This window comes from Nocardioides sp. SYSU D00038, assembly GCF_016924665.1.
GTDB lineage: Bacteria > Actinomycetota > Actinomycetes > Propionibacteriales > Nocardioidaceae > Nocardioides.
The window spans coordinates 113,931-127,632 of sequence record NZ_JAFFJT010000016.1 but is presented as its reverse complement, the minus strand read 5'-3'; the positions used below and the strand labels follow the sequence as shown (position 1 = coordinate 127,632).

General features: G+C 74.7%; 14 protein-coding genes. 12 read left to right on the top strand and 2 right to left on the bottom strand.

What is annotated here, in order from left to right:
* Positions 1–9 precede the first annotated feature (9 nt).
* The 5 genes from JT721_RS09205 (at position 10) to JT721_RS09185 (ending at position 5,650) form a co-directional block, all read left to right on the top strand.
* On the top strand, positions 10–672 hold the full coding sequence (locus tag JT721_RS09205) for a hypothetical protein (RefSeq protein ID WP_205472732.1): 663 nt from the start codon (positions 10–12) through the stop codon (positions 670–672).
* A gap of 87 nt (positions 673–759) precedes the next feature.
* On the top strand, positions 760–1,512 hold the full coding sequence (locus JT721_RS09200) for a VIT family protein (protein ID WP_205472731.1): 753 nt from the start codon (positions 760–762) through the stop codon (positions 1,510–1,512).
* Between the two features lie 712 nt (positions 1,513–2,224).
* Positions 2,225–2,791, top strand: a complete 567-nt coding sequence (gene thpR / locus JT721_RS09195) for an RNA 2',3'-cyclic phosphodiesterase (RefSeq protein ID WP_205473099.1) — start codon at positions 2,225–2,227, stop codon at positions 2,789–2,791.
* 10 nt (positions 2,792–2,801) lie between these two features.
* A complete protein-coding gene (pepN, locus tag JT721_RS09190) occupies positions 2,802–5,210 on the top strand; it encodes an aminopeptidase N (protein WP_205472730.1) in 2,409 nt (802 codons plus the stop codon).
* Positions 5,207–5,650 carry a protein-tyrosine phosphatase family protein gene (locus tag JT721_RS09185; protein WP_205472729.1) on the top strand — a complete coding sequence of 148 codons (444 nt, stop codon included), beginning with the start codon at positions 5,207–5,209 and terminating at the stop codon, positions 5,648–5,650. Before pepN ends, JT721_RS09185 begins: the two co-directional genes overlap by 4 nt.
* Positions 5,651–5,682: 32 nt before the next feature.
* Here the strand turns inward: JT721_RS09185 and JT721_RS09180 are convergent, their stop codons facing one another.
* Entirely contained in the window at positions 5,683–6,447 is a 765-nt protein-coding gene (locus tag JT721_RS09180) for a GTP pyrophosphokinase family protein (RefSeq protein ID WP_307827966.1), read from the bottom strand.
* A gap of 65 nt (positions 6,448–6,512) precedes the next feature.
* Between JT721_RS09180 and JT721_RS09175 the strand changes: the two genes are divergently transcribed.
* The 5 genes from JT721_RS09175 to JT721_RS09155 all read left to right on the top strand — a co-directional run bounded on the left by JT721_RS09175 (position 6,513) and on the right by JT721_RS09155 (position 11,880).
* The gene (locus tag JT721_RS09175; protein WP_205472727.1) at positions 6,513–7,661 is read left to right on the top strand and encodes an NAD(P) transhydrogenase subunit alpha; all 1,149 of its coding nucleotides are present in this window, start codon (positions 6,513–6,515) and stop codon (positions 7,659–7,661) included.
* A complete protein-coding gene (locus tag JT721_RS09170; protein ID WP_205472726.1) occupies positions 7,658–7,957 on the top strand; it encodes an NAD(P) transhydrogenase subunit alpha in 300 nt (99 codons plus the stop codon). Before JT721_RS09175 ends, JT721_RS09170 begins: the two co-directional genes overlap by 4 nt.
* A complete protein-coding gene (locus tag JT721_RS09165; protein ID WP_205472724.1) occupies positions 7,954–9,327 on the top strand; it encodes an NAD(P)(+) transhydrogenase (Re/Si-specific) subunit beta in 1,374 nt (457 codons plus the stop codon). Before JT721_RS09170 ends, JT721_RS09165 begins: the two co-directional genes overlap by 4 nt.
* Before the next feature lie 83 nt (positions 9,328–9,410).
* Entirely contained in the window at positions 9,411–11,282 is a 1,872-nt protein-coding gene (locus JT721_RS09160) for a PD40 domain-containing protein (RefSeq protein ID WP_205472722.1), read from the top strand.
* Positions 11,283–11,379: 97 nt separating this feature from the next.
* Entirely contained in the window at positions 11,380–11,880 is a 501-nt protein-coding gene (locus tag JT721_RS09155; protein WP_205472720.1) for a hypothetical protein, read from the top strand.
* Positions 11,881–11,899: 19 nt separating this feature from the next.
* Here JT721_RS09155 and upp read toward each other — a convergent pair whose 3' ends face one another.
* The gene (upp, locus tag JT721_RS09150) at positions 11,900–12,541 is read right to left on the bottom strand and encodes a uracil phosphoribosyltransferase (RefSeq protein WP_205472719.1); all 642 of its coding nucleotides are present in this window, start codon (positions 12,539–12,541) and stop codon (positions 11,900–11,902) included.
* A 134-nt stretch (positions 12,542–12,675) separates the two neighbouring features.
* Between upp and JT721_RS09145 the strand changes: the two genes are divergently transcribed.
* Together JT721_RS09145 and tadA are read left to right on the top strand one after the other, a co-directional pair.
* Positions 12,676–13,173 (top strand): tRNA adenosine deaminase-associated protein, encoded by a 498-nt coding sequence (locus JT721_RS09145; RefSeq protein ID WP_205472718.1) that lies wholly within the window; start codon positions 12,676–12,678, stop codon positions 13,171–13,173.
* Between the two features lie 29 nt (positions 13,174–13,202).
* On the top strand, positions 13,203–13,652 hold the full coding sequence (gene tadA / locus JT721_RS09140; RefSeq protein ID WP_205473097.1) for a tRNA adenosine(34) deaminase TadA: 450 nt from the start codon (positions 13,203–13,205) through the stop codon (positions 13,650–13,652).
* Positions 13,653–13,702 lie beyond the last annotated feature (50 nt).

The following is a 13,702-nucleotide window of genomic DNA, read 5'->3' as shown; positions in this document are numbered from 1 at the left end:
AGGCCGTTCGTGAACACCCGCCTGCTCTCCCTGCCCTCCCTGGCGCTCGCCGCCTCGCTCTCGCTGGCCGCATGCGGTGGCGACGACGGCGGTGACGGCGGCTCCGGCGACTCCGGCTCGGGCGGCGACTTCACCTCGCTGTCGGGCAAGGAGATCGCCGACGAGGCCAAGGAGACGATGCTCGAGCTCGACGGCGTCCACCTCTCCGGCGAGGCCTCGAGCGAGGGCAACGGGTTCGCCCTCGACATCGCCGTCGACGCCGAGGGCGACTGCACCGGCGAGCTCACCGCCGGCGGCGAGACCATCACCGTGCTCGGCGCGGACGGCGACGTGTGGTTCCAGGCCCCGCAGACCCAGGGCAAGTGGATCGTCGACGACGGCACCTTCGGCGACTTCTGCGACCTCGAGAAGTTCCTCGGCAACCTCTTCGCCGACAACGACGACGACGAGTACGAGGTGGGCGAGGTCGAGCAGGTCGCCGGCGAGGACGCCGTGCCGGTCACCAAGAAGGACGACGAGGGCGACTCCACCGGCTACGTCAAGGTCGACGGCGACCACTACCTGCTCAAGCTGAGCCGCGAGGGCGCCGACGGCGGCGAGTTCACCTTCGACTCCTTCGACGAGGACGTCGAGACCGAGGCGCCGGCCGAGGCCGACATCGCCACCGAGTAGGCCTCCGACCAGGTCGCCGGTCAGGACGGGCCGTAGCGCAGCCTCGCCTTCCTTGCGCCGCCGCAGGCGCATCAGCACGATCGGGGCATGACCACCGACGGGCTGCCCGCCGACCTCGAGCTCGACGACCTGACCGCCCAGCCCCACCCGCACGAGCCCCACGAGGGCGGCCTCAACAACCGCCTCAACTGGCTGCGGGCCGGGGTGCTGGGCGCCAACGACGGCATCGTCTCGACGGCCGGCATCGTGATGGGCGTGGCCGGCGCGACCAGCAACCGGGGCACCATCCTGGTCGCGGGCGTCGCGGGGCTCGCCGCCGGCGCGCTCAGCATGGCCGCCGGGGAGTACGTCTCGGTCAGCACCCAGCGCGACTCCGAGCTCGCCCTGCTCGACAAGGAGCGGCGGGAGCTGGTGGAGGACCCCGTCGACGAGCTCGAGGAGCTGGCCGGCCTCTACGTCGAGAAGGGTCTCTCCGAGGAGCTCGCGCTCCGGGTCGCCCGCGAGCTCACCGAGCACGACGCCCTCGGCGCCCACGCCGAGGCCGAGCTCGGCATCGACCCCGACGACATCTCCAGTCCCTGGACCGCCGCCTGGGCCTCGATGCTCTCGTTCACCGTCGGCGCGCTGCTGCCCCTGCTCACGATCCTGCTCGTCGTCGCCGACGCCCGCGTGCCGGTCACCGTCGCCGCGGTCACCCTGGCCCTCGCCCTCACCGGCTGGGCCTCCGCCCGCTTCGGCTACGGCCCCTGGGGCCGCGCCGTCGTCCGCAACGTGGTGGGTGGGTTGTTCGCGATGGGGATCACGTACCTGATCGGCACGCTGCTGGGGACGCACGTCTAGCGCCGCTCGCTGGTCGAGGTGCGAAGGCCGCTAGGCCTGAGCCTCGAGACCCGGTGAGTCGACCGCCCTCCCTCACCGCCGGTTGAGGAACGACGACGTCGTGTCTCGAAACCCGGTGAGGTGACCGCCCTCCCGTGCGTGGGGACTCCGCGCCGGGGGCTCGGGCCGGTGCTGACTCCGGCTTGGGTGATCCGGGCGGGTGGTGACTGTTGGTGGGGGTGGGTGCGGCGTGCCGCGCGTGGGTGGGGCACTGCGGCTGCTGCGCGCCGGACGTCGTTCGGCACTCGTTGCCGTGTCGCCGGAGCTGCCCTGCGGTTCCCCGGCGCTCGCTGCGGCGCCACGCCGCCGTCTACGTGCCGAACGCCGCCCCTCGCTCCGCCGCCTCCGTGCCGTGCGGCGCGGCACGCCGGCTGGCGTTGGTCGAGGTGCGAAGGCCGCTAGGCCTGAGCCTCGAGACCCGGTGAGACGAGAGCCCTCCGTTCCCGCCGGAGGGCGCTCGGGTGCGGGGGTTTCGAGGCTCGCTTCGCTCGCACCTCAACCAGCGCGCGGCGCGTGACCCGGTGAGACGAGAGCCCTCCGTTCCCGCCGGAGGGCGCTCGGGTGCGGGGGTTTCGAGACAGTCGCTAGCGCGACTTCCTCAACCAGCGGGGCGGTCGCTGGTGCTACGTCCTCGACACCGGCGCCCGCGGGGGATACTGCCGCGGTGAGCAGGATGTTCGTGGCGCTGCTGCCCGGCCAGCAGGCGGTGGAGCACCTCGACGCGTTCCTGGAGCCGCGGCGGGCGGCGGCGGGGTTCCGGTGGACGCTGCCGGAGCACCTCCACGTGACGCTGGCGTTCCTGCCCGAGGTGCCCGAGCGCAGCCTCGACGCGCTGGTCGAGGGGCTGGGGGTGACGGTGGGGCGCAAGCCGGGGTTCGAGGTGCGGCTGGCCGGGGGTGTCGCGTTCCCGCACCCGGCGGGGGCCAAGGTCGTCGCGGCCGGGCTCGCGCTCGACGACGCCGGCGCCTCGACGCTGGCGGCCCTGGCCCGCGACTGCCGGGGTGCCGCCGCGCACGCCGGGGTGGCGGTCGACGGGGCCAGGTTCCGACCGCACGTCACCGTCGCGCGCACCGGTCGACCCACCGAGGTGACGAGCTGGGTGCGGCTGCTCGACGCCTACGACGGGCCGGCGTGGCGGGCCGACGAGGTGCACCTGGTCGAGTCCCACCTGGGGGAGGGGCCGCGGCGGCGACCCCGCTACGAGGTCGTCGCGGGCTGGTCGCTGGGGCCCGGGTCCTAGGGTCGGCGGCATGTCGCTGACCCTCGACGAGGCCCGCGCCCGGGCCGCCGCGCTGTCCGACGTCTCCTACGACCTCCGGCTCGACGTCACCGAGCCCGGGAGGGGCTGGTTCGGCGTGGAGGTCGCCGTCGGGTTCACCTCCACGGGAGCCGACACGTTCCTCGAGCTCACCCGCGGCGAGGACGTGGCGCTCGCGGTCGACGGCGAGCCGCGCGACCCGGCGTACGACGGCCGGCGGATCCCGCTGACCGGCCTGACCCCGGGCGCCCACGTCGTGACGGTGACCGCCCGGGTGCCGTACGTGACCGACGGCGACGGCATGCACCTCTTCGTCGACCCGGCCGACGGCGAGACCTACGTGTCGGCCTACCTCGGCATGGACGTCACCCAGCGGGTCTTCCCCTGCTTCGACCAGGTCGACCTCAAGGCGCCGGTCACCCTGGCCGTGGTCGCCGACCCGGCCTGGACGGTGCTCGCCAACGGCCGGGCGACCTCGCGCGAGGAGGGCAGCTGGACCTTCGCGACCACGCCGCCGATCCCGATCGACAACTTCGTCGTCTGCTGCGGGCCGTGGCACTCGGTCACCTGGGAGCACGCCGGCCTGCCGTTCGGCTGGCACGCCCGCCGGTCGCTCGCGGCCGAGCTCGAGCGCGACGCCGAGGAGCTGCGGCGCACCACCGTCGACTGCTTCGACCACTACGCCGGGCTGCTCGACGAGCCGTACCCGTTCGACTCCTACGACCAGGCGATGGTCCCGGGGCAGAACTGGGGCGCCCAGGAGATGCCCGGCTGCGTGGTCTACCGCGACGAGCTGCTGCCGCGCGGCCGGATCACCGAGACCCAGCGCAGCCACCGGGCGATGATCATCGCCCACGAGATGGCCCACATGTGGTTCGGCAACCTCGTGACGATGCGCTGGTGGGAGGACACCTGGCTCAACGAGTCGTTCGCCGACTACATGGGCTACCGGGTGGCCGCCGACGGCGCCGGGTTCGCCGGCACCCTGCTGCTCCACGAGGGGCAGCGCAAACCGGGCGCCTACGACGCCGACGTGCGCCGCTCCACCCACCCGGTCGCTCCCGCTCCCGAGGACGTGCCCGACGTCGACGCGGCGTTCGGCAACTTCGACGCGATCTCCTACGCCAAGGGCAACTCGGTGCTGCGCCAGCTCGCCACCTGGCTCGGTGACGACGACTTCCTCGCCGGCGTCAACGCCCACCTCACCCGCCACCGGTTCGGCAACGCCTCCCTGGCCGACTTCGTCGAGGCGCTCGACGGTGCCTCCGACCGCGACGTGCGCGGCTGGGTGGAGGTGTGGCTCGCGCGGGCCGGCCACGACACCATCCGGGTGGAGCTCGACGGCGACGTGCCCGTGCTCCACCGCGACGGCGTGCGCCCGCACCGGTTCCGGGTCACGGCGTACGACGACGCGCTGGGCGAGGTCGGGTCGCGCCTGGTCGACCTCGGCGACGATCCGGTGCGGCTGGAGGAATATGCCGGTCGGGTGGTGGTTCCCAACGCCCACGGGGAGACGTTCGCCGCGCTCCGCCTCGACCCGCGCTCCTCGGACGCGGTCACCGCCGGGCTGTCGTCGGTCGACGACGACCTGGTGCGCGCGGTGCTCTGGCAGACGCTCTTCGAGCAGGTGCAGTCGCGGGTGCTCGCGCCGTCCGCGCTGCTCGACGCCGCCGCATCCCACCTGCCCCGCGAGCGCAGCGGCGACCTGGTGCACGCGGTGCTCGGCCGGGTGGCCGGCGCGGTGCTGCCGCGCCAGCTCCCCGCCGCGGACGCTGCCGCCGCCCGTGACCTGCTGGCGACGGCGTGCCGCGAGGGCCTCGGGCTGGCGACCGACGCCGAGGCCCGGTTGGCCTTCGCCGCGGGGCTGGCCGACCACTCCCGCGACGCCGACCTGCTGCACGAGTGGCTGCGCGCGGGCCGCCACCTCGGTGTCGAGCTCGACCCGCGGCTGCGGTGGAGCGCGGTCCACCGGCTGGCCGAGCTGGGCGCGATCGACGACGCCGAGGTCGAGCGCCAGCGCCGCGACGACGGCACCATCGACGGCGAGCTCGGCGCCGCCCGGGCCCGCGCGGCGCGCCCCACCGCGGAGGCCAAGGCCGAGGCGTGGTCGGCGGCCGCGGACGACGAGCGGGTCTCCAACCGGATGTTCGCCGCGCTGCTCGCGGGGCTGTGGTCGCCCGAGCAGGCCGACCTGTGCGCGCCGTACGTGTCTCAGTACCTCGCCGAGGGCGCCACCATCGCCGAGCGCCGCGGCCAGGCCTTCTCGCAGGTGGTGGGCCGCGCGTTCCCGGCCCTCGCGCTGTCGCCGGCCCAGCTCGACGAGCTGCGGGTCGCCCTGTCCGGCCCGGTGCCGACCGTGCTGCGCCGGCACTGGGAGGACCACCTGGACGACCGGTCGTGACGCTCGCCGGCTCGATCGCGCTGCCCGACGGCACCCCGGTGCGCGGCCGCTCGCGCCGGTCGCCGCTGCCCGCCGGGCCGGTGCCCGACGTCGCCGTCCACTGCGCCGACGCGCGCCGGCCCGACGACGCGGACGCCGCCGCCTGGCCGCTGCTGCGCATCGACTGGCCCGACTTCCGGGTGCCCCGCGACCCGGCGGCCGCCCGGGCGACGCTGGTCGAGGCGCTGACCCGGGCCCGGGCCGGCGAGCGGGTCGAGGTCACCTGCACCGGCGGCCGCGGCCGCACCGGCACCGCACTGGCCTGCCTCGCGGTGCTGGCCGGCCACCCGGCCGACGAGGCGGTGGCCTGGGTGCGGCGCACCTACCACCCGCGCGCGGTCGAGACACCGTGGCAGCGCCGCTTCGTCCGTCGGTTCGAGCCGCTGCGCCCCGGCTCCTAGACGGGCTCCTAGACGGGCTCCTAGGCGGGCTCCTAGACGGGCGCCTGCGGGCCCGGCTCGCCGTCCAGCTCCGGCGTGCCCAGGCGCCGCAGCACGTCGAGCAGCCCCGGGTCGGGGCCGGCGTGGCCACGCAGCCCGGCCACCAGGTCGGGGGCGAGCGGGTCGAGGCCGCGCACCTCCTGGTGCAGTCCCTCCATCCGGGTGTCGAGCTGGTACGCCGTCTCGGCCGCCTCGTGCAGCCCGGCGAGCAGCTCGGCCGGCACCTCGCGCCGGTACTTGTAGTAGATCTTGTGCTCGAGGCTGGCCCAGAAGTCCATCGCGACCGTGCGCAGCTGCACCTCCACGACCACCGGAACCGCGCCCCCGGAGAGGAACACCGGCACCTCGACGAGCGCGTGCAGCGACCGGTAGCCGTTGGGCTTGGGCTCCTTGATGTAGTCGCGCACCTGCACCGTGCGCACGTCCTCCTGCTCGGTCAGCAGGTCGAAGACGCGGTAGACGTCGGAGGCGAAGCTGCACACCACGCGCACGCCGGCGATGTCGGTGACCCGCGCCCTGATCTCGTCGAACGACGGTCCGTCCTCGGGATCGAGGCCCTTGCGACGCAGCTTCTCCACCAGGCTCTCGGGGGTCTTCAGCCGCGACGACACCGACTCGATGGGGTTGTAGTCGTGGAGGTGGGTGAACTCGTCGCGCAGGATCGTCAGCTTGGTGACCACCTCGTCCATGCCGAAGCGGTGCTCCAGCATGAACCGGCGGAAGTCGTCGTCCGGAGGCGTGGCCGGGCCGCTGCTCACCCGACCAGAGTACGGACGCCGCCACCTCCCGCGGGGCGGGGCCGGGCTCGGCTAGGTTCGGTGGGGTGAGGATCGCAGTGGCCAGGGAGACCCGCGACGGCGAGTCCCGCGTCGCGCTGGTGCCCGAGCTGGTCGGCCGCCTGACCGCCCTCGGCTACGAGGTCGCGCTCGAGCCCGGCGCCGGTCGGTCCGCGCTGATCGACGACTCCGAGTACGCCGCCGCCGGGGCGGTCGTGGTCGACGACGCCGTGGCGACCGCCGACCTGGTCGTCTCGGTGCAGCCGCTCGAGCCGGCCGCGGTGCGCACCCTGCGCGCGGGCGCCGCCACCATCTCCTTCCTGCCCACCGGGGTCGACGGCGCCGAGCTCGGCCTGGTGGCCGACCTGCGCGACGTCGGGGCGACGTCGTTCGCGATGGAGCTGGTGCCGCGGATCTCCCGGGCCCAGGCCATGGACGCGCTCTCCTCGCAGTCACTCGTGGCCGGCTACCGCTGCGCCGTGGTCGCGGCGGGGATGCTGCGCCGGTTCTTCCCCCTCAACATGACCGCCGCCGGCACCGTGCCCCCCGCCGAGGTCGTGGTGCTCGGCGCCGGCGTCGCCGGCCTCCAGGCGATCGCGACCGCGCGACGGCTCGGCGCCGTGGTCAAGGCCTACGACGTGCGCGCGGCGGCCGCCGAGGAGATCCGCTCGATGGGGGCGCAGGCCATCGAGCTCGACCTGCCGACCCTCGAGGGCGCCGGCGGCTACGCGCGGGAGATGACCGAGGAGCGGGCCGCGCACCAGCGCGAGCTGCTCACCCCCCACGTCGCCGCCGCCGACGCGCTCATCACGACCGCGGCGGTGCCCGGGCGCAGCGCCCCGCTGCTGGTCACCGCCGAGATGGTGGAGCAGATGCGGCCCGGCTCGGTCGTGGTCGACCTCGCGGCCGACTCCGGCGGCAACGTCGAGGGCGTGGTCGCCGGCGAGATCGTGCGGATCGGCAACGCCCAGGTCTGGGGCGGTCGCAACGTGCCCGCCCAGATGCCGGGCCCGGCCTCGCGCCTCTACGCCCAGAACGTCGTCAACCTGGTGACGCTGATGACGGGCGAGGTCGCCGGCCGCGCGGCGTTCGCGCCCGACTTCGACGACGAGATCGTCGCGGGGTGCTGCGTGACCCACGCCGGAGTCGTCCGCCACGAGCCGACCCGGCTGCGACTGGAAGGGGACCCCGCATGAGCGAGCCCGTCGTCTGGCTGACGATCTTCGTGCTCAGCGTGTTCGTCGGCATCGAGGTGATCGCCAAGGTCTCCTCGACGCTGCACACCCCGCTGATGTCGGGCGCCAACGCCATCCACGGGATCATCCTGCTCGGTGCGGTGATCGTGACCGGCACGACCGACGACGGCGTCGCGCTGGCCGTCGGTCTGGTCGCGATCGTGCTGGCGGCGATCAACATGGTGGGCGGGTTCGTGGTCACCGACCGGATGCTGCGGATGTTCACCCGACCCCGGGGCAAGGCGGCCGACCGGTGACCCCCACCTGGGCCCAGCTGGTCTACCTCGGCTGCGCGGTCGCGTTCATCCTCGCGCTCAAGGGGCTGGCCGGCCCGCGCACCGCCCGCACCGGCAACCTGGTCGGTGCGGCCGCCGCGGTGGTCGCGGTCGCGGTGCCGTTCTTCTACCTCGAGCTCGACCACGTGCCGCGGATCCTGGCCGCCATCGCGATCGGCACTGCTGCCGGCGTCCTGGGGGCCCAGCGGGTGCAGATGACCCAGATGCCCCAGATGGTGGCGCTGTTCAACGGCGTCGGCGGCGGCGCGGCCGCGCTGGTGGCGCTCCTCGAGCTGGAGCACATGGGTGACATCACCCCCGGGTTCGACGTGGCGGCGACGGCGTTCACGATCGTGGTCGGCGCGGTGTCGTTCGCCGGGTCGGTCATCACCTTCGCCAAGCTCCAGGACCTGATGACCTCACGGCCGGTGGTGTTCCCGGCGCTGCCGCTGGTCTTCGGCGCCGCTCTCCTCGCCGCCGTGGTGCTCTCGGTGCTCGTCGTGCGCGACCCCTCGGTCGGCACCGGCGTGGTGCTCGCCCTGCTGGGGCTGGCGATCGGCGTGCTGCTGGTGCTGCCGGTGGGCGGCGCCGACGTGCCGATCGTGATCTCGCTGCTCAACGCCTTCACCGGTCTCACCGTCGCCGCCGGCGGCTACGTGCTGGGCAACGTCGTGCTGCTGGTGGCCGGCACGCTGGTCGGGGCGTCGGGCACCTTCCTCACCTTGCTGATGGCGTCGGCGATGGGGCGCTCGGTGGCCAACATCCTGTTCGGGGCGCTGCGCGGCGGTTCCACGCTGGGTGCGGGGGAGGCCTCCGACCGGCCGGTGCGCTCGGCAGGCCCCGACGACGTCGCGATCCTGCTCGGCTACGCCGACAAGGTGATCATCGTGCCGGGCTACGGCCTCGCGGTCGCCCAGGCCCAGCACACCCTCCGCGAGCTGGTCGAGGTGCTCCAGGGCCGCGGCACCCGCGTCGACTACGCGATCCACCCCGTCGCGGGCCGGATGCCCGGCCACATGAACGTGCTGCTCGCCGAGGCGCAGGTGCCCTACGAGCAGCTGGTCGAGATGGATGACATCAACTCCGAGTTCCGCCACACCGACGTCGTGCTCGTCGTGGGTGCCAACGACGTGGTCAACCCCGCCGCGCGCACCACCCCCTCGGCCCCCATCTACGGCATGCCGATCCTCGACGTCGACCAGGCCCGGCAGGTGGTCTTCCTCAAGCGCTCGATGCGTCCCGGCTTCGCCGGGATCGAGAACGAGCTGCTGTTCGAGCCCACGACCACGCTGCTCTTCGGCGACGCCAAGGAGTCCCTCTCCAAGCTGCTGTCGGCGGTGAAGGCGCTCTAGCCCAGGTGCTTGACGGAGATAACGAGCGGCGCTAGTTTCTGCGACTAGCAACGCTAGTTAACCGTCTCCCGTCAGGACTCCCGATGCGCACCCGTCCCCTCGCCGCGGTCGTGGCCACCCTCGCCACCGCCGCCCTGCTCCTCCCCACCGCCCCGGCCGCCCCCACCGCGGCGGCCGAGGCGACCCTCCCGGCCGCCGGACGTGCGGCGCCCACCGCGGTGCTCACGACCGCCCGCACGAAGGTGACCTCCGGGCCGCGGGTGGGGCTGACCGCGCGGGTGCCGCAGGGCCGGCCGGGCCAGCGCGTCGTGCTCCAGCGGCAGTGGGCCGGCGGCCGCTGGGCCACCGTCGCGGGCAAGCGGCTCGGCTCGGGTCCGCGGGTCCGGTTCCGCACGCCCGTGCCGATCGGCGCGACCCGCTACCGCGCGGTGGTGGCCGGCAGGCGGGGCCCCGCCCTGCGGGTCACCGGCCTGCCGCACGTCGGCCCCACCCGCCGCGAGCCGGGCGCGCCCCTCGTCGTCAGCGGGCTGGTCGGCTCCGGCCCGGGCCGCACGGTCCGCCTCCAGGGCCGGGTGGCCGGCGCGTGGACGACCCTGGGCGAGGGCACCACCACCCCGGCCGGCCGCGGTCTCGGCACGGTGACGCTGCGCACCAGCGGCCTGCCGCTCGGCGTCCGGCTGCAGGCGCCGGCCGCGCAGGCGGGGCCGCGCCGGCTCCGCGCGGTCGCCAGCCCGGCGGTGGGCGCGCCGCCCCGCGGCACGCCGACGTCCCTGGTCTCGCGCGACAACGGCGGCGCCCAGCACGACGCCGCGAGCCTGGCGCCGTCGGTATCCGGCGACGGGCGCTACGTCGCCTTCGCCTCCAACGGCCGCCTCGACCCCGCCGTCACCGGCGCCGAGCCGGGCTACGTGACCGACGTCTTCCTGCGCGACCGCTGGACGGGCACCACGCGCCAGCTGAGCCGCACCGCCAGCGGCAGCGACGACGTCGGCGTCTACGGCGGCGCCCGGATCTCCGCCGACGGCCGCTACGTCGCGTTCAGCGGCTTCGGTGCCGAGCTCACGCCCCAGGACGATGCCGGGTTCGAGAACGTCTACCTCTTCGACCGGGTCACCGGCACCCTGCGGGGCCTGGGCAACGGCCTCGGCGTCGACCTGAGCGCCAACGGCCGCTGGCTGGTCTTCCAGTCCGGGATCGCCCGCGACGACGCCGACGACAACGCCTCCTACGACGTCTTCCGTTGGGACCGCACCGCGCCGGCGACGGCGCCGGTGCGGGTCTCCCGGACGGGCGCGGGTGCCGCCCCCGACGGTGCGAGCACCCGGCCGTCGGTGGCCGACAACGGCCGGGTCGCCTACCAGTCCACCGCACCCGACGTGGTGCCCAACGACGTCAACGGGTTCACCGACGTGTTCCTCCACAGTCCCACCTCGCTGGTGACGACGCTGGTGAGCCGCGACAGCATAGACGGCCTGGCCAACGGCAGCAGCGAGGCCCCGGACATCTCGGCCGACGGTCGCTGGGTCGCCTACTCCTCGTGGGCCACCGACGTCAGCGGGGCCTACGACGGCAACGGGTCGCCCGACGTGCTGCTCTGGGACTCCCAGGACTCCGTGGCCCCGCGCTCGACGCTGGTGAGCCGCAACGCCGCCGGCACGGCGACGGCCTGGGGCGAGAGCCTCGAGGCCTCGGTCTCGGCGAACGGCGCCCGGGTGGCCTTCACCTCCTACGCCCCCGACCTGGTGCCCGGCGGGATCGACGCCGACACCACGGTCTTCGTCTGGTCGCGCGCGACCGGTACCGCGGTGGCGGCGGTCGACGGACCGGACGGTCAGGCGTTCACGCCGAACCTCAGCCCCGACGGGCGGCGGGTCGTGTTCGCCGGCGACCTCGCGGGACTGGTGCGGGGCGAGCGCTTCGACCGGCTCGACGTATTCCTGCGCGAGGGGCTCTGAGCCCGGTCCGGTGACCACCGGACCGCCAGCCGGTCGCAAGCGGTCCGCAAGGCGCGGCCGCCAGGGTTTCCACGACCAACCGTACGAGAGGAACCCCATGCACCCCCTGCGCACCGCCGCGACCCGACGTCCGGTCCGGCTGCTGGCCGGCCTGGCACTGGCTGGCACCGTGCTGGCCGGCTGCGGCGGGGACGACGAGCCGACGCCCGCGCCGACCCCGGCGGCGTCGGCCGCGGACCCCACGCCCGCACCGGCCGGCGGCCTCGTCGTCACCGACGGCACCACCCCCGAGGAGCTGCTCGGCTGCCTGACCGACGCCGGGCTGGCCGCGACCGCCCAGGACTCGGTGCCGTTCGGCGTCGAGGTGCCGGTGGCCGGGGTGGAGGTCGCGCCGATGTCCGGCCGCGACGGCACCCAGGGCGCCGACCTGTGGGTCTTCGCCGACCCGACCGCCGCCGAGGACAACCGCTCGACGATCACCCTGGCCGATGCCGACACCCCGACCTCGTGGGTGGCCGGCAACGTCGTCGCGCGCCTCTACTACCCCGCCGGCGACGACCCGGAGGTGACGGCCCTGCGGGCGTGCCTGCCCGGCTGAGGTGTCCGACCGGCCGGGGTCAGCCCGCGATGCCGTAGAGCCGGTCGCCGGCGTCGCCGAGGCCCGGGACGATGTAGCCCTTCTCGTTGAGGCGCTCGTCGAGGGCAGCCGTGACGACGGTGACCGGGACCTGCAGCGACTCGAGGTCGGCCTCGACGCGCGCACAGCCCTCCGGGGCCGCGAGCAGGCAGATCGCCGTGATGTGGTCGGCGCCGCGGTCGACGAGGAACCGGATCGCCGCGGCGAGCGTGCCGCCGGTCGCCAGCATCGGGTCGAGCACGAAGCACTGGCGCCCCGACAGGTCGTCGGGCAGCCGCTCGGCGTAGGTGATCGCCTCGAGGGTCTCCTCGTTGCGCATCATGCCGAGGAAGCCCACCTCGGCCGTCGGCAGCAGCCGCATCATCCCGTCGAGCATGCCGAGGCCGGCCCGCAGGATCGGCACCACGAGCGGGCGCGGGGTCGAGAGCCGCACGCCGGTGGTCGGGGCGACCGGCGTCACGATGTCGTGGGGGTCGACCCGCACCTCGCGCGTCGCCTCGTAGGCCAGGAGCGTGACCAGCTCGTCGGCGAGGCTGCGGAACGTCGGCGAGTCGGTGTTCACGTCGCGCAGCGCGGTCAGCTTGTGGGCCACGAGCGGGTGGTCGACGACATGGGTGCGCATGGGCGAACACTAGTGGTCCGGACCCCCGGAGGGGTTGGCCCGGTCGCGCCTCTCTGCCACTCTGGAGAGGCCCCTGCGGCGGGGTGAGCGGCGCAGGACGGAGCACGGTCAGGGCGGAGAGGAGCGTGACGACGATGAGCGACCCGGCTGACGGCCAGGACGACCCCGTCGACTTCGCGCTCGCAGCCTTCCGCGAGGAGGGCGTCTGGCAGGTCCAGGAGCTGGCCCACGACGTGCTCGCCGACATCGAGACCCTCTCCGGCGCGCTGCGCCGGTTCCCGGGCGACGGCGGGGCGGTGGGCCTGGTCGCGATCGACGAGGACTTCTTCCTCGTGGTGCGGGTCGCCGGCGCGACCACCCGGGTGCTGCTCTCCGACGTCACCGCCGCCGACGAGTGGGAGCTGCCGGCCTCGGCGGTGGAGTTCCTCGGCCTGCCCCTGCCCGAGGACGACGACGAGCAGGAGCCCGCGGGCGACCTCGACCTCCTCGGCGACCTCGGCATGGGCGCGATGGACATGGGCATGCTCCTCGACGACCTCGACCTCTACCCCGACGAGATGCTCTCCGACGTCGCCCGGCGCCTCGGCTTCGGCGAGCAGTTCGACGCCGCCGTCGGCCTCGCCTCGGCCTGACCGACGTGGCGGGCACCTGGGACGCGCCGATGCGCGCTGCCCTCGACGAGGCGCGCGCGGCGCTGGCCACCGGCGACGTGCCGATCGGCGCCGTGGTGCTCGACGCCGGCGGCGCGGTGCTCGCCACCGGCCGCAACGTCCGCGAGGCCGAGCACGACCCCACCGGGCACGCCGAGGTGGTCGCGCTGCGCGCCGCGGCTCGGACGCTGGGGGAGTGGCGGCTGGAGGGGTGCACGCTGGTCGTGACCCTCGAGCCGTGCACGATGTGCGCCGGTGCGGCGGTGCTGAGCCGGGTCGACCGGGTGGTGTTCGGCGCCCACGACGACAAGGCCGGCGCGGTCGGCAGCCTCTGGGACGTGGTGCGCGACCGTCGGCTCAACCACCGCCCCGAGGTGCGCGCCGGCGTGCTGGCCGAGGAGTCCTCGGCCCTTCTCGCGGAGTTCTTCCGCGGTCACCGCGGTCCGGCCAGCGGCGCCTGAGCCGCACGGGGTCGCGGCCGGACCCGGCCACGGCGTTGACGTGACCCCGG

Coding starts and splice junctions, on each gene's coding strand:
- tadA (WP_205473097.1), top strand. CDS start 13,203: ATGCGCGCTGCCCTCGACGAGGCGCGCGCGGCGCTGGCCACCGGCGAC.
- JT721_RS09200 (WP_205472731.1), top strand. CDS start 760: ATGACCACCGACGGGCTGCCCGCCGACCTCGAGCTCGACGACCTGACC.
- JT721_RS09170 (WP_205472726.1), top strand. CDS start 7,658: ATGAGCGAGCCCGTCGTCTGGCTGACGATCTTCGTGCTCAGCGTGTTC.
- JT721_RS09160 (WP_205472722.1), top strand. CDS start 9,411: ATGCGCACCCGTCCCCTCGCCGCGGTCGTGGCCACCCTCGCCACCGCC.
- thpR (WP_205473099.1), top strand. CDS start 2,225: ATGTTCGTGGCGCTGCTGCCCGGCCAGCAGGCGGTGGAGCACCTCGAC.
- JT721_RS09155 (WP_205472720.1), top strand. CDS start 11,380: ATGCACCCCCTGCGCACCGCCGCGACCCGACGTCCGGTCCGGCTGCTG.
- upp (WP_205472719.1), bottom strand. CDS start 12,541: ATGCGCACCCATGTCGTCGACCACCCGCTCGTGGCCCACAAGCTGACC.
- JT721_RS09145 (WP_205472718.1), top strand. CDS start 12,676: ATGAGCGACCCGGCTGACGGCCAGGACGACCCCGTCGACTTCGCGCTC.
- pepN (WP_205472730.1), top strand. CDS start 2,802: ATGTCGCTGACCCTCGACGAGGCCCGCGCCCGGGCCGCCGCGCTGTCC.